The 19,804-nt window shown below is 70.6% G+C and carries 17 protein-coding genes; 6 read left to right on the top strand and 11 right to left on the bottom strand.

Annotation, left to right across the window (positions count from 1 at the left end; all coding sequences use genetic code 11):
- Positions 1–205: 205 nt before the first annotated feature.
- From ABD989_RS06810 to typA, 5 genes are read right to left on the bottom strand one after another with little or no spacing between them, the layout of a single operon-like run.
- The gene (locus tag ABD989_RS06810) at positions 206–2,770 is read right to left on the bottom strand and encodes a bifunctional FO biosynthesis protein CofGH (protein WP_425556491.1); all 2,565 of its coding nucleotides are present in this window, start codon (positions 2,768–2,770) and stop codon (positions 206–208) included.
- Between the two features lie 19 nt (positions 2,771–2,789).
- Positions 2,790–3,131: a hypothetical protein gene (locus ABD989_RS06805; RefSeq protein WP_246991429.1), complete on the bottom strand. Its 342-nt coding sequence runs from the start codon at positions 3,129–3,131 to the stop codon at positions 2,790–2,792.
- Entirely contained in the window at positions 3,128–4,000 is an 873-nt protein-coding gene (mshB, locus tag ABD989_RS06800) for an N-acetyl-1-D-myo-inositol-2-amino-2-deoxy-alpha-D-glucopyranoside deacetylase (protein WP_308221317.1), read from the bottom strand. The genes ABD989_RS06805 and mshB overlap by 4 nt, the downstream gene beginning before the upstream one ends.
- Positions 3,997–5,934 (bottom strand): ABC transporter family substrate-binding protein, encoded by a 1,938-nt coding sequence (locus ABD989_RS06795; protein WP_345312888.1) that lies wholly within the window; start codon positions 5,932–5,934, stop codon positions 3,997–3,999. The genes mshB and ABD989_RS06795 overlap by 4 nt, the downstream gene beginning before the upstream one ends.
- Before the next feature lie 15 nt (positions 5,935–5,949).
- Positions 5,950–7,857 carry a translational GTPase TypA gene (typA, locus tag ABD989_RS06790; protein ID WP_345312887.1) on the bottom strand — a complete coding sequence of 636 codons (1,908 nt, stop codon included), beginning with the start codon at positions 7,855–7,857 and terminating at the stop codon, positions 5,950–5,952.
- A gap of 155 nt (positions 7,858–8,012) precedes the next feature.
- Between typA and ABD989_RS06785 the strand changes: the two genes are divergently transcribed.
- The gene (locus tag ABD989_RS06785; RefSeq protein ID WP_246991435.1) at positions 8,013–8,207 is read left to right on the top strand and encodes a hypothetical protein; all 195 of its coding nucleotides are present in this window, start codon (positions 8,013–8,015) and stop codon (positions 8,205–8,207) included.
- Here the strand turns inward: ABD989_RS06785 and ABD989_RS06780 are convergent.
- Genes ABD989_RS06780 through ABD989_RS06765 form a run of 4 tightly spaced genes read right to left on the bottom strand, consistent with a single transcriptional unit; the run spans position 8,167 to position 12,306 of the window.
- Positions 8,167–8,592 (bottom strand): (deoxy)nucleoside triphosphate pyrophosphohydrolase, encoded by a 426-nt coding sequence (locus ABD989_RS06780; protein WP_345312886.1) that lies wholly within the window; start codon positions 8,590–8,592, stop codon positions 8,167–8,169. The genes ABD989_RS06785 and ABD989_RS06780 overlap by 41 nt on opposite strands.
- Entirely contained in the window at positions 8,589–9,644 is a 1,056-nt protein-coding gene (locus ABD989_RS06775) for an ABC transporter ATP-binding protein (RefSeq protein WP_345312885.1), read from the bottom strand. The genes ABD989_RS06780 and ABD989_RS06775 overlap by 4 nt, the downstream gene beginning before the upstream one ends.
- On the bottom strand, positions 9,641–11,284 hold the full coding sequence (locus tag ABD989_RS06770) for an ABC transporter permease (RefSeq protein WP_345312884.1): 1,644 nt from the start codon (positions 11,282–11,284) through the stop codon (positions 9,641–9,643). Before ABD989_RS06770 ends, ABD989_RS06775 begins: the two co-directional genes overlap by 4 nt.
- Positions 11,284–12,306 (bottom strand): thiamine ABC transporter substrate-binding protein, encoded by a 1,023-nt coding sequence (locus ABD989_RS06765; RefSeq protein ID WP_345312883.1) that lies wholly within the window; start codon positions 12,304–12,306, stop codon positions 11,284–11,286. The genes ABD989_RS06770 and ABD989_RS06765 overlap by 1 nt, the downstream gene beginning before the upstream one ends.
- Before the next feature lie 273 nt (positions 12,307–12,579).
- On the opposite strand from ABD989_RS06765, the gene ABD989_RS06760 reads away from it, so the two are divergent.
- The 3 genes from ABD989_RS06760 (at position 12,580) to ABD989_RS06750 (ending at position 16,053) form a co-directional block, all read left to right on the top strand.
- Positions 12,580–13,467 (top strand): Rv1157c family protein, encoded by an 888-nt coding sequence (locus tag ABD989_RS06760; RefSeq protein ID WP_246991445.1) that lies wholly within the window; start codon positions 12,580–12,582, stop codon positions 13,465–13,467.
- A 227-nt stretch (positions 13,468–13,694) separates the two neighbouring features.
- Positions 13,695–14,735 carry a hypothetical protein gene (locus ABD989_RS06755; RefSeq protein ID WP_345312882.1) on the top strand — a complete coding sequence of 347 codons (1,041 nt, stop codon included), beginning with the start codon at positions 13,695–13,697 and terminating at the stop codon, positions 14,733–14,735.
- A gap of 130 nt (positions 14,736–14,865) precedes the next feature.
- Positions 14,866–16,053: an alpha/beta hydrolase gene (locus tag ABD989_RS06750; RefSeq protein ID WP_246991458.1), complete on the top strand. Its 1,188-nt coding sequence runs from the start codon at positions 14,866–14,868 to the stop codon at positions 16,051–16,053.
- A gap of 37 nt (positions 16,054–16,090) precedes the next feature.
- Here the strand turns inward: ABD989_RS06750 and ABD989_RS06745 are convergent, their stop codons facing one another.
- The gene (locus ABD989_RS06745; RefSeq protein ID WP_246991459.1) at positions 16,091–16,597 is read right to left on the bottom strand and encodes a hypothetical protein; all 507 of its coding nucleotides are present in this window, start codon (positions 16,595–16,597) and stop codon (positions 16,091–16,093) included.
- A 102-nt stretch (positions 16,598–16,699) separates the two neighbouring features.
- On the opposite strand from ABD989_RS06745, the gene ABD989_RS06740 reads away from it, so the two are divergent.
- Together ABD989_RS06740 and ABD989_RS06735 are read left to right on the top strand one after the other, a co-directional pair.
- Complete coding sequence (locus tag ABD989_RS06740; RefSeq protein WP_246991461.1) at positions 16,700–17,272, top strand: HhH-GPD-type base excision DNA repair protein; 573 nt, start codon at positions 16,700–16,702, stop codon at positions 17,270–17,272.
- Positions 17,273–17,356: 84 nt separating this feature from the next.
- Positions 17,357–18,385 carry a hypothetical protein gene (locus ABD989_RS06735; RefSeq protein WP_246991463.1) on the top strand — a complete coding sequence of 343 codons (1,029 nt, stop codon included), beginning with the start codon at positions 17,357–17,359 and terminating at the stop codon, positions 18,383–18,385.
- 45 nt (positions 18,386–18,430) lie between these two features.
- On the opposite strand, the gene ABD989_RS06730 is transcribed toward ABD989_RS06735, so the two are convergent.
- A complete protein-coding gene (locus ABD989_RS06730) occupies positions 18,431–19,804 on the bottom strand; it encodes an NAD-dependent succinate-semialdehyde dehydrogenase (protein ID WP_246991465.1) in 1,374 nt (457 codons plus the stop codon).

The following is a 19,804-nucleotide window of genomic DNA, read 5'->3' as shown; positions in this document are numbered from 1 at the left end:
GCGGAGCCGCCCTTTCGGCATCGCCGAGCACGCGTGTTCGCGGCAGTCGGCCCCCTCCGCGGCAGTCACCCCCACAGGCGGCACCCCCGGCTGCCGCCTCCGGGGTCGGCTGCCGCCCCTGTGGTCCGTTGTCGCCTTTGTGCCGCGCTGTCGCCTCTGGGAGCGGCGGACGCCTCCGGGGTCCGCTGCCGCCTTCCGGCTCGGATCAGTCGACGACGGCGAGGGTGGGGCGAGCGGCGACGGGTGAGTCGACGCGGCCGTACTCGGTGCTCCGCTGGCGCGGGGTGCGGCCGATGCCCTCGACGATCTCGTGCAGTTCGGCGACGGTCTTCTCCGAGCCGTGCGCCGAGCCCGCCATCCGAGAGATGGTCTCCTCCATCAGGGTGCCGCCGAGGTCGTCGGCGCCGCCGCGCAGCATCGCGCGTGTGCCTTCCACGCCCAACTTCACCCAGCTGGTCTGGATGTGGTCGATCCGGCCGTGCAGCATGATCCGCGCCAGCGCGTGCACGGCCCGGTTGTCCCGCTGCGTGGGGCCGGGTCGCGAGGCGCCGGCCAGGTAGAGCGGCGACGACTGGTGCACGAACGGCAGCGGCACGAACTCGGTGAACCCGCCGGTGCGGTCCTGGATGTCGCGCAGCACGTTCAGGTGCCCCACCCAGTGCCGGGGCGCGTCGACGTGGCCGTACATCATCGTCGAACTCGAGCGCAGGCCCACCTCGTGCGCCGTGGTGATCACGTCGATCCACGACGCGGTCGGCAGCTTGCCCTTGGTGAGCACCCACCGCACCTCGTCGTCGAGGATCTCGGCGGCGGTGCCCGGAATGGAGTCGAGCCCGGCTTCACGCAGACCGATCAGCCACTCGCGTACCGACTCGCCGGAGCGGGCGGCGCCGTTCACCACTTCCATCGGACTGAAGGCGTGCACGTGCATGGACGGCACCCGGGCCTTCACGGCGCGCACGATGTCGGCGTACCCGGAGGCCGGCAGCTCGGGATCGATGCCGCCCTGCATGCACACCTCGGTGGCGCCGGCGAGGTGCGCCTGGAACGCCCGGTCGCCCACCTCTTCGGTGGACAGCGTGAAGGCATCCTCGTCGCCCTTGCGCTGGGCGAACGCGCAGAACCGGCAGCCGGTGTAACAGATGTTGGTGAAGTTGATGTTCCGGTTCACCACGTACGTGACGTCGTCGCCCACCACGTCCGCGCGGATCGCATCCGCCAGGGCGGCCAGGGCTTCGAGGCCGTCGCCGTCGACGGTGGCCAGCGTCAGGTATTCGTCGTCGGACAGTCCGGCCGGGTCGTTCTCGGCGCGGGCGAGGGCACTGGCCACCTCGGAGTCGAGGCGGCGCGGCGCCCCCTGGTCGCCGAGCGCGAGCACCTGCTCGCGGATGGTGTCCCAGTCGCCGAAGGCGCTGCCGAGGTCACTGCGGGTCTCGGTGTTGCGGCCGTCGACGTCGATCTCGGTGTTCAGATCGATGCGGCCCGACGACCCCCACTCCTCGTCCGGCTCCTGCCACGGCAGCCCGGTGGGCAGCACGTCGCGGGCCAGCCCGGTTACGGGATCGGACAGCGCGGCCACGTGACCGGCGATCCGCGGGTCGATCCACGGCTGGCCGGCCAGCACGTAGCGCGGCTGCGCGGCGATCCGCTCGGTCAGCGTGTATCCGCCCGCCGCGGTGATGCGCGCCAGATCGTCGAGGTTGGGCCACGGGCGTTCGGGGTTGACGTGGTCGGGGGTCAGCGGCGAGACGCCGCCCCAGTCGTCCACGCCGGCCGCGATCAGCGCGCGACATTCGTTCTCCGACACCAGGTTCGGCGGCGCCTGAATCCGCATCTTCGGCCCCAGCAGCAGGCGGGCCACCGCGACCGACGCAAGGAACTCGCTCATCTCGGCGTCCGGCACCGCGCCCATGGCGGTGTCCGGCTTGGCCCGGAAGTTCTGGACGATCACCTCTTGCACGTGCCCGAAAGCCTTGTGCACCTTGCGGATCTCCAGGATCGAGTCGGCGCGCTCGAGGCGCGTCTCCCCGATACCGACCAGGATCCCGGTGGTGAACGGCACGGACAGGCGCCCGGCGTCGACCAGCACGCGCTTGCGGACCTCGGGGTCCTTGTCCGGACTGCCGTAGTGGCATTCGCCCTTGTCGGTGAACAGCCGCCGCGCCGTGGTCTCGAGCATCATGCCCATCGACGGTGCGACGGGCTTGAGCCGGTTGATCTCCTCCCAGCTCATCACGCCGGGATTCAGGTGCGGCAGCAGACCGGTCTCTTCGAGTACCCGGATCGACGCGGCGCGCACGTAGTCGAGCGTCGAGTCGTAGCCGCGCTCGTCGAGCCACTGGGCCGCGGCGGGCCAGCGGTCCTCGGGCCGGTCGCCGAGGGTGAAGAGCGCTTCCTTGCAGCCGAGTGCGGCGCCCTCGCGGGCCAGCGCCACCACTTCGTCGAGTTCGAGGAACGCGCCCTGTCCGGCGCGGGCCAGTTTGCCCGGCACGGTGACGAAGGTGCAGTAGTGGCAGCGGTCGCGGCACAGGCGGGTCAGCGGGATGAAGACCTTGCGCGAATAGGTGATCTGCCCGGCCCGCCCGTCGGCTTCCAGGCCGGCGTCACGGACGCGGGCGGCCGCCTCGCAGAGGGCGGTCAGATCGTCCCCGCGCGCGGCCATCAGGACCGCGGCCTCGTCCTGATTGAGGGTGACGCCGTCGTGCGCCCGACGAAGAGCGCGCCGCAGTGCCGAGGGGGTGGGATCGACTTCGAGGGTCACACGACCCACTGTAGACAGCCGTGCTTCCTCACCGCAGACGGGCGGCGACCGAGGCGGGCAGCCCCAGGCCGAACAGCAGCATCAGCAGCATCGGGAGCCCGGTGATCCACCCGGGGAAGTCGCCGGGGATAGGCATCATCGCCACGATCATCACCACCCCGGACACGGCCAGCGGCGCGAATCGCCACGCGGAATCGGTGTACTGCGCGGCCAGCCACACCAGGCCGAAGTTGCCGAGTCCGGCCAGCAGCGCGGTCACCGGGAACGGCACCGGCCCCACCGAGATCATCAGGAAGGCGCAGCAGAGCACGGTCAGGAGGCCGGCGGCCACCGTCACCAGTGCCAGTTCGACGCGCTCGCCCGCGGTCACGGCAGACCCGCGAACAGATCGGTCTCGCGCTGCGCCGGGGTGTCGAGGTCGTCGCCGACCCGCAGGAAGTACTCGGTCGGCAGGATCGGCTGGATGATGTTGTTGCTCAGCGCGAACTCGGTGCCCGACGGCGCCACCGTGATCTGGGTGGCGTGCGCCGCCAGTCCGGCGACCTTGGCCGCGTACACGTCGGAGACGTCCACCGCGGCACCGATCGCCTCGTCCGGGTAGCTGGCCAGCTCACCGGGCTCCGGTCGACGCCAGCCGGCGGGCACATCGCCGATGCGCGCCTGCCCGGCGGCCAGTCCCCCCGCTTCGGTGACCGATTCGTAGACCTTGGCGCCGTGCCCCAGTTCCGCGGCGGCCAGCGGGATCGCCAGGTGCGAGATCTCGTGCACCCGCATGTGGTCGGGGTGCCCGTACGTGCCTGCGACGTCGTAGGTGACGATCACGTGCGGATCGAAGGCGACGATCTCGTCGGCCAGGGTCCGCGCCAGCAGGTCGGCGTCGGCCTGCACCAGCGCCCGCGGGTGCTGCGCCGACGGGGTGCCCGCCATGCCCGAATCCCGCCACCGGCCGGCGCCGCCGAGAAAGCGCGGTCGCACCGGCGCACATCCGGGCGGCGTGAGGGCGGCGAGCGCGGCCGTCAGTTCGGAGATCCGGAAACCACCGAGTTGATCGGCGCGATCGGCGATGAGCTCGGCCCATTCGTCACCGATCACCTCGCCCTCTTCCCCGAGCGTGAAGGTGAGGACGCGGACGTCCACGCCCGCGGCCAGGTAGTGCGCGATGATGCCGCCGGTCATGATCGACTCGTCGTCCGGGTGCGCGTGCAGCACCAACAGGCGCCGTCGGCCGACTGCGGTCACGACTGCCTCCACGCCACGGCGTCACCGAAGATGCCGACCTGCATCGGGCCGGTCACCGGCACCCCGGTCACCTTGTCGGTGACGGCGACGAACACCGAGTCCTGGTAGATCGGCAGGTACACCGCCTTGGCGGCCAGCAGCGGTTCGGCGGTGGTCAGCGTGGCGGTCGGATCGGACTCGGTCATCGCGGTCGCGGCCAGGTCGATCAGCTCCGGGTCACAGAGGCCGGAGATGTTGCCGATGTAGCTCGCGTCCGGGTCGGACTCGCCCTCGTCCTTCGTGCCGGACGGTGCCGGCGTACCGGCCGAGCCGGTGGGCGTGGGCAGCACGCTGTGGTCGACGGCCGGATCGGCCTCCGGTTCCACGGTGTGCGCACCCGATTCGGTGCCAGCGGGCGGCTCCTGACAGCCCACCTGGGAGGCCAGTGCCGCGGCCGGGTCGATACCGGCGGAGGCCCAGCCCACCACGAGGTCGACCTCGGCGCGGGAGAGCGCCTGGCCGTACAGCTCGGTGTTGCTCAGCCCGCGGACCGCCGCGCGCACGCCTTGGCCGCGCAGTTGGTCGGCGATGTTCTCGGCGGCGGACATCGCGCGCTGATCGGTGTTCGTGGCGCCGATCTGCACCACCAGCGGCCTGCCGTCCTTCAGATACGGCGCGACGCCGTACGGAAGTTCCGGTGCGTTCTTCACCGCGGTGGTGGTGGGCGGCGCGCTGGTCGTGGGGACCTCGCTCGACGGCTGCACCGAACTGCTCGTCCCGGGCGTATTCGGCGCGGGTCGCTCGCGGGGCACGCCCCGCTCGTAACCGGCCGAGGTGAGCCAGCGGTGCACCTGGTCGGCGCTCGGGCGGGCGCGATCGACCTCGAAGTAGCCGCGCTCGGACGGCGCGTACACGGTGTTCGCGAACGGCGCGACCACGTCGTCGCCGGCCGCGGCCGCGGTGATCACGCCGCCGTTGAGCATGCCGAGGACGGCCTGCCGCACCGGCAGCTCCTTCATGACCGAGGCGCGCGTGTTCAGGTTCACCACCAGCGTTCGGGTGGCGGGGGTGCGAGCGCTGCGGACCCCGGGGATCGCCGACAGTTCGGCGGCGCTCGCCGGTCCGGCCGTCAACGACGCCACGTCGGTGTCGCCGTTGCGGACGGTCTGCGCCATCTGCGGCTCGGTGCCCGCGCGACGGAGCACCACCTGGTCCAGGGCCGGCGGCGTGCGCCAGTACCGATCGTTGCGGATCAGCCGCACCTCGTCGCGGGCCCGGTCGATCGAGTAGACCGAGAACGGCCCGGCGGTCACCGGCTTGCCCTTGTCCATCCCGGTCTGGAAACCGATCGGATCCGACCGCAGCTTGTGACTCGGGAGCAGGTTGGTGAACAGCTCGCGCCACGCCGGGTACTCGTCGAAGAAGGTCACCGCGACCACCTTGCCGCCACCGGAGGTCTGCACGTTCTTGATCGCGCGGTAACCGGCCTGACCGACGACGTTGGGCTGGCGCGCCATCTGCTGCCAGAGGTACGCGAAATCGTCGCCGGTCACCGGCAGTCCGTCGGACCACTGGGCGTCGTTCACCAGGTGATAGGTCACCGTGAACGGCTCAGTGCTGGTCACCTCCGCGGAGGTGAGCAGGACGTCGTTGAGCCGCCACACCTCGCCGGCCGGGGTGCTCTCCGGGACGAACGCGCTCGGCAGCGTCATCGCCGCGATCGCCGTGGTCACCACGCTCTGATCGGCACCCAGGTGCGGATTGAAACCGGCGCCGATCGAGTCCGTGGCGAGGTAGACGGTCCGCTCGTCCGGATACTCGTTCGGCGTGGGAGTCTGCAGGGTCTCCCGAACCGGCGGAGGCGGATCACTCATGCAAGCGGTCGCACTCACCGCGACCAGACCGGCCATGGCCGCCACGGTGCTACGACGCCCGAACCGCGCCCATCGACTCATCGGACTCCTCGCTCGTCAGGCGTTCGCGTCGCGCGCCTTCGCCCGCGAACGCTCACGGGCACGGGTCGTGCTGTCCAGGTTGACCTTACGCACGCGCACCACCTCGGGCGTCACCTCGACACACTCATCGGCGGCGCAGAACTCCATCGCGGCCTCGAGATCGAGCTCCATCGGCTTGGCGAGGGTCTCCATCACGTCCGCGGACGACTGCCGCATGTTGGTGAGCTTCTTCTCACGCGTGGCGTTGATGTCGAGGTCCTCCAGGCGCGGATTGATCCCGACCACGTGGCCCTCGTAGGTGTCGTCGCCGGGATGCACGAAGAAGGTGCCGCGGTCGGCGAGCTGGATCATGGCGAACGGGGTCACCGAACCGGCGCGGTCGGACACCAGCGAACCGGTGTGCCGGGCGCGGATCTCGCCGGCCCACGGCGCGTACTCGGCGAAGACCGCGTTGGCGATGCCGGTGCCGCGGGTCTCGGTCATGAAGTCGGTGCGGAAGCCGATCAGACCGCGCGAGGGCACCGTGAACTCCATGCGCACCCAGCCGGATCCGTGGTTGTTCATCTGGTCCATACGACCCTTGCGGGCGGCCAGCAGCTGCGTGACCGAGCCCAGGTATTCCTCGGGCACGTCGATGGTGAGGTGCTCGAACGGCTCGTGCACCTTGCCGTCGACCTTGCGGGTGACCACCTGCGGCTTGCCGACGGTCAGCTCGAAGCCTTCGCGACGCATCTGCTCGACGAGGATGGCCAACGCCAGCTCACCGCGGCCCTGCACCTCCCACGCGTCGGGGCGGCCGATGTCTTCCACACGGAGCGAGACGTTGCCGATGAGCTCGCTATCCAGACGGTCCTTGACCATGCGGGCGGTGAGCTTGTGGCCCTTCACCCGACCGGCCAGCGGCGAGGTGTTGGTGCCGACGATCGCCGAGATGGCGGGCTCGTCGACGGTGATGCGCGGCAGCGGCATTGGGTTGTCGGCGTCGGCGAGGGTGTCGCCGATCATGATCTCCGGCATACCGGCGACGGCGACGATGTCGCCGGCCACGGCCTCCTCGGCGGGCGCACGGTCGACGCCGACGGTCTGCAGCAGCTCGGTGATCTTGGCCTTCTCGATCACGGGCCGGCCGTCCACCTCGCGGCACCACGCGACGGTCTGCCCCTTGCGCAGCATGCCGTTGTGGATGCGGACCAGGGCCAGGCGACCGAGGAACGGGGAGGCGTCGAGGTTGGTGACGTGCGCCTGCAGCGGAGCCTCCGGGTCGCCCTTGGGCGCGGGGATCTTGTCGATCAGGACGTCGAAGAGCGGGTCGAGGTTGTCGCCCTCGGGAACCGAGCCGTTGGCGGGTTCGACGGTGCTGGCGATGCCTGCGCGGCCGGAGGCGTACAGCACCGGCAGCTCCAGGGCCAGCTCGGCGGCTTCGGCGGCCTCGTCGTCGAGGTCCGACGCCAGGTCCAGAAGCAGATCCTGCGCCTCGGTGACGATCTGGCTGATGCGCGCATCGGGACGGTCGGTCTTGTTGACCACCACGATCACCGGCAGCGACGCGGCCAGCGCCTTGCGCAGCACGAAGCGGGTCTGCGGCAGCGGGCCCTCGGACGAGTCGACCAGCAGCACCACGCCGTCGACCATCGACAGTGCGCGCTCCACCTCGCCGCCGAAGTCGGCGTGGCCCGGGGTGTCGATCACGTTGATGACGTACTCGGTGCCGTCGGGCTGGCGGCGGTGAACGGCGGTGTTCTTCGCGAGAATGGTGATGCCCTTCTCGCGCTCGAGGTCTCCGGAGTCCATCACGCGGTCGACGAGTTCGGCGCGCTCGCCGAAGACGCCTGACTGGCGCAGCATCGCGTCGACCATGGTGGTCTTACCGTGGTCGACGTGCGCCACGATCGCGACGTTGCGGAAGTTGGTGACAGGGCTCACTGAAGGTCTCTCTCGCTCTCTTTGGTTCCACCCGGCCTCAGCACGACGGCATCGCTCGCGGTGAAAATTAACCTCATCAGAGTACCCGTACCGCACCCCGGTGCGCGATCCGCACCCGGCCCTCGCGGCGCGCCGGTGGGCGTACCGTGAGAGGTATGGGCAAACCGGATCCGGCGAAGGTCGCGCACCTGACCCCGAAGAAAAAGTGCTGCAAGAAGAGCACTCGGTGCCTGCGCTGCCCGGTGGTGATCCACCGGATGCAGAAGCTGGACCTGGACAGCATGTCCAAGAAGGAAGCGCGCAAGGCGCTCAAGAAGGCCCGGCTGAATCCCGCCCGCGAAGGTAAGTGAGCAGCTCCGGCACCCACGCGGTATCGGCGGGCACCAGCTCTCCACCGGCGGCCATCGCCGCCAATCCGTCGGCATCCACCCAGGTCAGACCTTGATGCTCGACGGCCCGCGGCACGCCGTCGACGAGCGTGGCCCAGTGCGCGATGAGGGTCAGGTCGGGCTGGAGCAGCACCTGTTGGGTCAGCGCCGCCCCTGGACGGACGGTGACCGTGAGCTCCTCGGTCAGTTCGCGCACGAGCGCCGCTGGGGCGGTCTCCCCCGGCGCGAGCTTGCCGCCGGGCAGTTCCCACAGCCCCGCGACGTCGGCCGGATAGGACCGCTGCGCCAGCAGCAGTTCGCGCTCGACGCGCTCCCGGACCACGGCCCCGGCTACGACGAATCTCACAGTCCGATCACCCCCACGTGAGCCGGATCGAGGGTCAGAGCCACCGCATCGCCGATCCGCACCGGCCCCTCGGCGAGCGCATCGATCTCGCCGAGCACGTCGGTCCGCACACGCAGACGCAGTCCGGACGGCAGCGCCGCGACGTGCGTCACCACGCCCACGGCCGCCGGGGCGTCCGGGGCGTCCGGTTCCGCGGGGACCGGCGCCGCGAGCACCGACTCCGGTCGCAGCGCGAGTCGGCACCGTCCGTCCGGCAGCGCCCCGAAGGCGGTCGCATCGAGTTCTCCGAACACGGTCACCAGGCGGCCGCCGACCACCTGGGCATCGAGCTGCGACGTCGCTCCGAGGAAGTCGGCGACCCAGTCGTCGGCCGGTCGGCGCCACAGGTGCGCGGGCGCTCCGGTCTGCACGATGACCCCCGCGCGCATCACCGACACCTCGTCGGCCAGGAGCGCGGCTTCGGCGCGGTCGTGGGTCACCACCACCGTCGGGGTGGCCGCCGCGCGGACGATGTCGCCGATCGCGAAGGCCAGGTCCTCCCGCAGCCGCGCATCGAGGGCGGCCAGCGGCTCGTCGAGCAGCAGCAGACGCGGCCGCGGGGCCAGCGCGCGGGCGAGCGCGACGCGCTGCGCCTGCCCGCCGGACAGTTCGGTGACGCGGCGGGCCGCGATACCGGGCAGCTGCACCAGCTCCAGCATCTCCTCGATGCGCGCCGCGATCTGCGGACGCGTCCAGCGGCGTCGCCGCAGACCGTAGGCGACGTTCGCGCCCACGGTGCGACCGGAGAAGAGTTGTCCGTCCTGGAACACCACGCCGAAGTCGCGCCGGTGCACCGGCACGGCCGCCAAGTCCTGACCGTCCCAGGTCACCGCGCCGCGTGCGAGCGGCTCCAGGCCGGCGATGGCGCGCAGCAGCGTCGACTTCCCGCACCCGGACGGCCCGAGCAGCGCAGTGACCGGACTGTCCTGGGCACCCACCGCCCAGTCCAGGCCGTCGAGCACCGTGGTGGCGCCGTAACGGACGGTCACGTCGCGCAGTTGCAGAACACTCATCGTCGCCCTCCCACCGCGGCCTGCGCGCCGCGCGGCGCGGCGAGCTCGACGAAGAAGACCACCGCTGCACTCACAGCGACCAACAGTACGGAGGCCGCCATCGCGGCGGCCAGGTTGTCCGCGCCCGGCCGGCCCATCAGCGAACCGATGAGGACCGGCAGCGTGGTGGTGTGGGCCTGGGCCAGGAAGGTGGTGGCGCCGAACTCCCCCATCGCCATCACGAACGCGAAACCCGCTGCGGCGCCCAAGGATCGACCGATCATCGGCAGGTCGACGGTCCAGAACACGCGCGCCGGACCGGCGCCGAGCACGGCGGCGGCATCGCGGCGCCGCTGCGGCACCTCGGCCAGCGCCGGCACCACCATGCCGATCACCACCGGGATGGCGATGAGCGCCTGCACCGCGGGGATCAGCAGCGACGACGTCCCCACCTCCCGCGGGAGGTAGGTGGTGAGCACCACGTATCCGAAACCGAGGGTCACCGCGCTCACCCCCAGCGGCAGAATCGCCAGGGCCGCACCGACTTTGGCCACCGCATCGCGGCGCCGGGTCATGACGGTCGCGGCGATCAGGCCCACCGCCACCGCGATGACCATCGCCGCGAAGGCGCTGCTGACCGAGTAGCGGAGCGAGTCCGCGATGCTGACCGACGAGGCGTCGTCGAACAGCACCCGGTAGCCCGCGGTGGACCACTGGCCGCCCGGCCGCAGCGAGCGCACCACCAGCGAACCGATGGGCACCACGAGCCACAGCACCGTCCACGCCGAGACCGCGAAGACCGCGAACCAGACCCACCCGCGCGGGCGCTGTCGACGGCCGCCGCGGTCGCTGGTGGCCGGGGCCGACCGCCCCAGCAGCCGCGCCAACAGCAGGGCGCACACCACCAGCAGGATCTGCAGGAACGAGAGCGAGACCGCCTCCGGGATCCGGAAGTACCCCACCCCCTGCTGATAGATCTCCGTCTCCAGGGTGCGCACCCGACCGTCGCCGAGAATCACGATCACGCCGAAACTGGTGGAGCAGAACAGAAAGACCAGCGCCGCGGCCGCCGCGACGGCGGGCACCAGGCGGGGCGCCACCACGTCGAGGAAGGCCCGCCACGGCGAAGCCCCCAGGGTGCGGGCGGCGACGACGGCCTGCGGATCGACCTGCTGCCAGACGGCCGAGACCACGCGCACCACCACGGCCACGTTCAGGAAGACGTGCGCCAGCAGGATCGCGCCCAGCCCGGAGTCGAGGCCGAAGCCGTCGAGCAGCCCGGTGCCCAACGCGCGGAAGGCGACGCCGACCACCACGGTCGGCAGCACGAACGGCAGGGTGACCAGCACGCGCACCGCCAGCATGCCGGGCAGATCGACGGTGGAGACGAGCCACACGATCGGTGCCGCGACCAGCACCGCCAGCACCGCCGACGCCGCCGCCATGCCCACCGTCACGCCCAGTAGGTCCAGCGCCTCGGTGCGCCGCCATGCTTCGGCCAGGGACACCGCGTCGGCGTCGTCGAACGCCCGCTTCGCCAAGGCGGCCAGCGGCGCGAGGAACAGCGCCCCGACGAACAGCAGCGGGACGAGGGCCGGCAGCGCGCCCGCGGCCCGTCGGCCGAACCGACGGGTCGCGGGAGCGGGCGGCGGAACCGTCATCAGCGGACGGTGGCTCGCCAATCCTTCAACCAGGCTTCCCGATTGGCGTTGATGTACTGCGGCGACATCGTCACCGTGTACTGCGGCGCCGGCGCGCGCAGACGCCAGTTCTGCGGCAGCGGCGTGCCCTCACGGACCGGGTAGACGTACATCGACGTCGGGAGCGCGGCCTGCACCTGCGGGCTGAGCATCCAGTCGATCACCTTACGCGCGCCGTCGACGTTCGCCGCACCGCGCAGCACCCCGATGTACTCGATCTGGGCGAAGCAGCCCGACAGCAGGGCGCGAGTACCCGGCGTCGCCGCGGGCGAACTCGCATAGGAGACCACGATGGGCTTGGTGCCGTGTCCTTCACCGGCACTGAAGAGCTGGTTGTAGGCGATCTCCCATCCGGAGACCACCTGCGCGCCGTTGTCCATCAGTGCACGCCAGTAGTCGGGCGCCTTGTCCTTGTACGTGCCGATGGTCGCCAGGAGGAAGCTCATGCCCGGGGACGACGTCGCCGGATCGAGCAGCACCGCCTGGTTCGCGTACTGCGGGTCCTTCAGGTCGTCCAAACCGGTCGGCGCGGGGATGCCCTCGCGGTCGTACCACTGTTCGTCGATGTTGATGCAGACGTCGCCGTGGTCGATCGCGGTCAGTTCGTTCTCCGAGTCCGGCACCGCATAGCGATCGGCGCCCTCCCCGGCCAGCGGCGAGGTGTACGGATCGAGCGCACCGGCCTCGATCGGTCGCGCGGCGAACGTGTTGTCGATGCCGAAGACCGCGTCCCCCTTGGGCTTTCCAGCGCTCAGCGAGACCACCGAGGACAACTGGCCCGCGTCGCCGGACGCGACGAAGTCGACCTTCAAACCGGTCTCGGCGGTGAACTCCTCGATGAGCGAGCTCGGCAGCTCGAAGGAGTTGTGCGTGAGGACGGTGACCGTCGTGTCCGACGAGTCACTGGTGCACGCGGTGAGCGTCGCCACGAGGGCGCCGACGGCGAGCAGCGCCACCGGTGTGCGACGGGACAGCTTCTTCACAGCGGGTCTCCTGACAGATGCGATGCGGTAGAGATCTAGGCGAACATAGATCTGCCGCGGAACATATCTGGGGCAGAACAGATCTGGGTCGGCTCCGGGGTGTCCGGCGACCGTTCAGGAATCTACCGAGTCCGCGCCGTCGACGACACCCCTACCGCTCGACACTGCCGTCACACATCACTTTGGTAACACTGGCAACAATTGCCACAGTAGTTTCAGGCAAGTGTGGTTACACTCGCCCGCAGACTGTTTTCGAACGTTAGGAACTCCGCTGTGCGTACCGTTCGCACCCGCACCCGAGTAGCCCCGGCCTCGCTCGCCGCGCTGTCGCTGGCCGCCGCACTGGCCTTCACCGCTCCGGCCGCCTACGCCGAGCCCGGCGCGCCCGCCCCCCAATCGGATCAGGCACAAGAGCTCCCCATCCCGGACGCCGCCGACGCGCCCGAGGTGGATCAGCAGGTTCTCGACGCACTCGGGGCGATCGCCCCGGCCCTGATCGGCTCCGTGGCCACCCGCGACTCGGACGGCCAGGTGAACACCAAGCTGCTCGCGGACGTGCGCTCGATGGCGGACAACCCCCTGCTCCCCGCCGAGGCCGCCGACACCTTCCGACAGCTCATCGACTTCCTCGGCGAGCCCGGCGCGACCGAGGCCGCCGCCGTCCACGCCCGCGAGGATGCCGCGCTGCGCACCCCGGCCGCCAAGGACGACGACTCGCCGCAGCTGCCGAGCGGACCGAACAAGCCGCGCATCCAGCAGTTCCTCTACCCGACCATCGGCCTGGGCTGCATGCCCGGCAACGGCAACTCGGTCGGCATGGCCCTGGTGACCGCGGGACCGCAGAAGGCCCCGGCCCCCGGCCCCAAGCGCGGCCAGGCGGGCTACGTCTACACGAGCCTCGGCACCGGCGTCGCCCAGAAGAACACCGCCCGCTCACTGTGGGTCTCCTGGCTGAACATCGATAACGGCCGGACCGGCCAGCAGCGCCTGCTGCCGAACGCGAAGATCAACGCCGAGAAGGGCCCGGGCACCTTCACCGCGATCGCCAATACCGGCCGCGGCCGGATCGTCTCGACGATCCACGGCAACGTGACCACCAAGATCAAGGGGAAGCGGATCACCTGCGGCATCGCGCCCACGATCGGTACCGCGATCATCTGACCACCCCGGTCGCCCAGCTCAGCGGGCCCCGACGCCGATTCGGCGTCGGGGCCCGTCCGCATCGACGGACCGTCCGCCGGCCACCCCCTGCATGCGGGAATCTCCTGCGGGTCGCGATCAGGTCACGGTAAGAACTCGGCGACTTGCAAAGAAGTCACAAGACTGTTTTTCTTTAACATAAGCAACATTAGTCCCATCTGTTTCACGTACTCGTGAGGAGTTTCGCCGTGGCCGCACGCCTTCGCCCCGCCGCTCGTACCGGCGCCATCGCCGTGGCCGCCGCACTCGCCGCCGCCCTCATCGGCGCCGGACCCACCCAGGCCGAACCGGTATCGCAGGCCCCGGCGCTGCTCGCCGGCGGACTGCAAGCCCTGTCGCTCGGCCAGATTCCGTTCGACGCCGAGTTGGCCGCCGCGCTACGCGCGCTGAAGGCCGCGGGCGGCGATCAGATGACGACCGAAGCGCTGCAGGCGATCCTGGAGGCCGGCGGCCAGCTCGATCCGAGTTCGCTGCTGCCGGGCACGGACGGCGATCCCGCGGCGCCCGCGAGCCCGACCGCACCGGCACCGGCACCGGCCGACCCGAACCCCGCTGCACCGGCACCTGCGGACCCGGCGGCCCCGGCACCGGCTCCCGCGGACCCGGCACTGCCCGCACCCGCCCCCGCGGCGGCCAATGACGTCGACAGCCCGCTGGGTGTGGCGGGCAGCGGGCTGGAGGCCCTGGAGCGACTGACCGGAGCCAAGGCGCTGACCCCGGCCTTCGCCCCGTTCTGCGGAACCCCCACCGACGACAATCCGCTCGGCCTGGTCACCGCGCCCGCCGTCGGCTTCCCCGGACCGTTCCCCAAGGTCGGCGACAAGACCGCAGGCGAGGCCCTGGGCGACCTGCTCGACGGCCTCGGCATCGGCGCACTCGGCGATCTGCTCGACCAGAATCAGGATCTCACCGAGATCACGTCGGCACTGAGCGCCGACCAGACCGCCTACGCCCTGCTCCCGCCGGCCGGCCACACCCGCGACAACTTCCAGGTGGCGTGGTTCAACACCGCGTCGATGAAGGGCGGCCTGGCCGATCTGAAGCCCGTCTCGGAGATCACTGATTCGGCGGCCCTGAAGGCGCTGACCCGGTCGGCACCGATCCGCATGGCCCGGGTCGACACCGGCCAGGGGTCGATCCTGACCGCGGTGTTCGGCACCACCACCAACGCGGGCCGCACCTGCTTCTTCCTGCCCGCGGTCGGCATCGTCGACACCCCCGCCTCCTGAGTCGGCACCGCCCGACCGGCGTGCCGCGGCCGACCGGTCCGGCGCGTCGGCGGCTTCCGCTCTGCTGATCCCCCCCGATCCCTTGATGGAACCCCGATCCCTGGATCCTTGAATTGAACAGAGAACGCTCATGAATCCCCGCCGCTCCCGCCTTCAGTCCCCCCGTCTCCGCAAGACACTGGCCGCGACCACCGCCGTGGCCGCGCTGGCCGCGGGCGGCGTGGTGACAGCGACGCAGGCGTTCGCCGAGCCGGATACGGCTCAGCCCAGCCAGCCGAGCCGATCGGCGCCCGGCCAGACCGCGGGCGCGGTCTACGCCAACCAGCAGCTGCTCCAGGATTCGCTGCCGACCGCTGCGGCGGCGGGACAGCGGTACAGCTACTGGACCACCGGCGTCGACGACAGCCTGCACTTGGCGATCGCCACCATCCTCGAACCCAAGGGCAAGGCACCCGCGGGGGGATGGCCGGTGGTGGTCAACGCTCCCGCCGGCTACGGCATCGCGGAGACCTGCAACGCCTCCAGCGGCCCGGTCGCCGGCAATCGCGACACCGTCGCCGCCTTGCTGCGCAACGGTTTCGCCGTCATCACCCCGGACTACGGGATGGTCGGCGCCGGCACCTCGCCCCAGTACATCGATCATGCGGTGACCGCTCGCAACCTGCTCGACGCCGTCCTCGCCGGCGTCGTGGTCGACGGCTCGGTGGCCCCGCAGTGGGCGGTGCTCGGCGAAGCGCAGGGTGCTGCCGCCGCAATCGAGTTGGCGCGCAAGGGCACCCAGTGGCAGGGACGCGACAGCGACTTCCAGGGCGCCGTCGCCACCAGCATCCCGGCCGGCATCGACGTGCTGATCAGCGGCCTCAAGCCCTCCTCGCCCGCGGTCTCCGAGACGATCACCGCCGACGTGGTCTACGCGCTGGCCTCCCTGGAGGCCGACGACGTGGCCTCGGTGCTGTCGAAGACCGGCCAGCAGCTGGTCACCAAGGCGCAGACGATGTGCGCGCCCGACCTGCGCGACGCCGTGAAGGGTGTGGCCCTCGGCGATCTCGTCAGCAAGTCGGTGGCGTCGAGCCCGAAGCTGGCGGCGTCGCTGCGACGTTCACTCGCGTTGCCGCGCAACGGTTTCAGCCGTCCGCTGATGATGAGCCAGACGCTGCGCAACGACGCCAACCAGGTCCACGAGGCGCTGCGGTACCTGGCCGACGCACAGCTCGCCAGCAATAAGGTGACCGCGAAGACGTACTTCACGCCCGACGCCGCCGACGGTGATCGTCAGGAGAAGGCCGCCGTCCTCACCTACCTCGAGGGCCTGTTCTAGGTCGCGGTCCGTCCGCGCGGGTCGGCGTCGACAGGCGTCAGGCCCGTGCGGAACCCCGGCAGGTGGACACTTGCGGGTTCACCATGGGCACGAAGACCAACGCGCCGATGCGTTGCGTGATGCGGAAGTTCACCTGGCCCGCACCGGGGTGCAGTACGGCCTGCCACGTGATGCGGTTCGCGCGGGTGGGCACGCGCACCACGCCGCGCTTGCCGGTGGTCACGTTGTGCCAGTTCACCGTGGTCGACATGGTGTAGATCCCGGTGTTGGGCAGCAGCCCCTGCGGGCGCGGGCTGCTGGCAATCAGTTCGATCGCGGGCCCGGGCAGACCGTCGGACGGGAAGCGCACCTGATTCCACACGTCCACCGTGATCGGTACGCGGGGCGCCGGGAACGGGTTGGCACTGTCGCACCGGATGGTCTTGACGTAGTTGCGCAGTTCCGGCGCGGCCTGCGCCTCCCCCACCGCGACGCCTCCGGCGACGGTGGCGGCCGCGAGGGCCAGCGAGGCGAAGGGACGGACGAGGCGCGAGCGGCGGGACATGTCAGCAGAGTCTGCCAGCCCACCGACGTCGCCGCGGCTGATTAGCCCCGAGCCCGATTAGCCCCGAGCCCGATTAGCCCCGAGCCCGATTAGCATGGCCTCATGGCCGACCTACACCTGACGATGGATCCCGTCGCCGACGAGCTCATCTCCCGCGACCCGTTCGCCCTGCTCATCGGCGGGCTCTTGGATCAGCAGTTCCCGATGGAGCGCGCCTTCGCCGGACCGGTGAAGATCCTCGAGCGCTTCGGCACCCTCGACCCGGTCACGATCGCCGACGCTGACCCCGAGGAGTTCGCGGAGCTCTGCGCCACTCCCCCGGCGGTCCATCGTTACGGCCGATCCATGGCCGCGCGTATCCAGCAGTTGGCCCGGGTCGTCGTCGACGAGTACGACGGCCACGCCGCGCGTGTCTGGACGGAGGCGACGACCGGCCGCGATCTGGCACGTCGCCTCGAGGGCCTGCCCGGCTACGGCAAGGCCAAGGTGAAGATGTTCGTCGCCCTCCTGGGCAAACAACTCGACGTGCGCCCGGACGGCTGGGAGAAGATCGCCGGGGATTTCAGTGAGGACGGCTACCGGTCGATCGCCGACGTGGTGGATCCGGAGTCGTTGCTGAAGGTCCGCGAATACAAGAAGGCCGCGAAGAAGCGGGCCGCCGCGGAAAAGGGCTGATGCGAAATAGGGGGTCGACGCCGACACGGTCCCCGTCGGCCGAGGGGGTTGTTGTGACCATCGGTAACGGTAGAGTTCTGGCCTATGAGTAAGCTGCCCGACCCCCGTGGCCTGGTGACCACGCCGATCCGGCTCGGTTTCGCGGCCACCGGCGTGGTGCTGAGCACCATCGAGTCGACGATCAACGTGGCCCGAGTGGCTGCCAACAGCATCGAGTCCGAGGTCAACAGCGCGCTCGGTCTCCAGGGCGAGGGCGAGGTCGCGACGGTCCGCGCGCCGCTGGTGATTCTGGCGCAGGTCGCCGACCTGATGAGCCCCGATCGTCCCTTCGGCCGACTCCTGGCCACCGGGGGGCCGCTGGATCGGCTGATCAAGCCGGGCGGTGTAATCGACCGGTTGACGGCGCCGGACGGACTTCTCGAGAAGCTCACCGAGCGCGGCGGCCTGCTCGATCAGATGACCGACGAGAAGGGCGCGCTGATGCGCATCGCCGCCAAGGACGGCCCGATCGACCGGCTCACCCGGGCCGGCGGCGTCGTCGACCAGTTCACCGAGAACGACGGCATCCTCGATCGCCTCACGCAGCCGGGCGGCGCCATCGACCTGCTGACCGACGAGAACGGCGCCCTGATGCGCATCGCCGCCAAGGACGGTCCGCTGGACCGTCTGACGCGGGCGGGCGGGGTGATCGATCAGATCACCGAGAACGAGGGCATCCTGGAACGACTGACCAGCCAGGGCGGCGTCATCGACAAGCTGACCGCGCCCGACGGCGTGTTGACCAAGCTCGCCCAGCCGGGCGGCGTGCTCGATCGCGCGGCCAGCGACGAGGGCCTGCTCGACCAGCTCGTCGGCGAGGGCGGCGCGCTGGAGCAGATCATCGCCCCGGACGGTCCGCTAGACAAGTTCGCCGAGCTGTCCGACACGCTGGCCGCTCTGCCGTCGAACCTGTCCGCGATGCAGGAGACCGTCGACCATCTCAACGAGGTGGTCGAGCTACTGAATCGATCGGTGGCGCCGATCGGCGGGCTCGCCGACCGTCTGCCCAAGCGGTTGACTCGCGGCACTCCGCGCGGCATCAGCGCGGCGACCGTCGACGACTACATCGAGTAGCCGCGACGGTCGCGCGCTCAGGTCACGTCAGGACTTGGTGAAACGTCAGGACTTGGCGATACGACGCAGACGCAGGTTGGCGAACTCGCCCAGTCCCCACGGACCGAGTTCCCGGCCGTAACCGGACGCCTTGACGCCGCCGAAGGGCAGGCCGGGCAGCGACGTGCCGTGCTCGTTGACCATGGCCATGCCGACGTCGAGCCGGTCGGCGATGGCGCTGGCGCGCTCGACGTCCGAGCTCCAGACCGAGCCGGACAGTCCGTAGTCGACGTCGTTGGCCAAGGCGACGGCCTCCTCGTCGCTGCTCACCGAATAGACCATCGCCACCGGGCCGAAGACCTCTTCGGAGTACACGTCCATGTCCGGGGTCACGCCGGTGAGCACGGCCGGGGCCATGAAGGCGCCGGGGCCCTCGAGCGCTGCCCCGCCGGTGTGCAGGGTCGCGCCCTGCGCGACGGCACGCTGGACCTGGCCGACCACCTGGTCGCGCGCCGCCACCGACGACAGCGGACCGATGGCGGTACCGGGATCGGTCGGGTCGCCGACCGCCATGGCCTCCACCGCGGCCGTCAGGTTGGCCACGAAGCCGTCGTAGAGGTCCTCGTGCACGATGAACCGCTTGGGCGAGTTGCAGGCCTGGCCGCAGTTCATCATCCGGCGCGCGGCGGCGCCCGCGGCGGTGGCCGCCACATCCGGGGTGTCCAGGAGGATGAAGGCGTCCGAGCCGCCGAGTTCGAGCACCGACTTCTTCAAGTGCGCGGCCGCGGTCTGCGCGACCGCCGCGCCGGCCCGGCCGCTGCCGGTCAGCGAGACGCCCTGGATCCGCTTGTCGGCGATCATCGTCGCGGCCTGCTCGTTGCTCGCGTACACGTTGATGTACGCATCGCGCGGCACCCCCGCGGCGTGCGCGATCTCTTCCATCACCTGCGACGACGCGGCGCAGATCGGGGCGTGCTTGAGGACGATGGTGTTGCCCAGCAACAGGTTCGGGGCCGCGAAGCGCGCCACCTGGTAGTACGGGAAGTTCCACGGCATGATGCCCAGCAGCGGTCCGACCGACTCGCGGGTGACGGTGGAGCTCGCGGCGCCCTGCGGGGCGAGTTCCTCGGTCTCCAGCAGCGCCGGACCGTGTTCGGCGTACCAGTCGTAGATCATGGCGGTCAGGGCGAGTTCGCCCTGGGCCTGGTTGAGCGGCTTGCCCATCTCGCGCGCGATGATGGCGGCCAGTTCGTCGGCCCGATCGCGGTAGGCCTGCGCGGTGTCGCGGAGCATGCGCACCCGCTCGTCGATCGGCGACAGCCGCCATTGCGCGTACGCGGCGGCCGAGCGTGCGAGGACGTCTTGGACGTCCGCGTCGCTCATGGTGTCGAAGGTGCGTTCCACGGTTCCGGTGGCCGGATTCTCAGTGACGTAGCTCAT

The organism is Gordonia alkaliphila (assembly GCF_039542465.1).
In the GTDB taxonomy this organism is placed as follows: Bacteria; Actinomycetota; Actinomycetes; order Mycobacteriales; family Mycobacteriaceae; genus Gordonia; species Gordonia alkaliphila.
This window is presented reverse-complemented; position numbering and strand designations above follow the sequence as displayed.

Coding starts and splice junctions, on each gene's coding strand:
- ABD989_RS06795 (WP_345312888.1), bottom strand. CDS start 5,934: ATGAGTCGATGGGCGCGGTTCGGGCGTCGTAGCACCGTGGCGGCCATG.
- ABD989_RS06785 (WP_246991435.1), top strand. CDS start 8,013: ATGGGCAAACCGGATCCGGCGAAGGTCGCGCACCTGACCCCGAAGAAA.
- ABD989_RS06775 (WP_345312885.1), bottom strand. CDS start 9,644: ATGAGTGTTCTGCAACTGCGCGACGTGACCGTCCGTTACGGCGCCACC.
- ABD989_RS06770 (WP_345312884.1), bottom strand. CDS start 11,284: ATGACGGTTCCGCCGCCCGCTCCCGCGACCCGTCGGTTCGGCCGACGG.
- ABD989_RS06750 (WP_246991458.1), top strand. CDS start 14,866: ATGAATCCCCGCCGCTCCCGCCTTCAGTCCCCCCGTCTCCGCAAGACA.
- ABD989_RS06745 (WP_246991459.1), bottom strand. CDS start 16,597: ATGTCCCGCCGCTCGCGCCTCGTCCGTCCCTTCGCCTCGCTGGCCCTC.
- ABD989_RS06740 (WP_246991461.1), top strand. CDS start 16,700: ATGGCCGACCTACACCTGACGATGGATCCCGTCGCCGACGAGCTCATC.
- ABD989_RS06735 (WP_246991463.1), top strand. CDS start 17,357: ATGAGTAAGCTGCCCGACCCCCGTGGCCTGGTGACCACGCCGATCCGG.
- ABD989_RS06730 (WP_246991465.1), bottom strand. CDS start 19,804: ATGAGCTACGTCACTGAGAATCCGGCCACCGGAACCGTGGAACGCACC.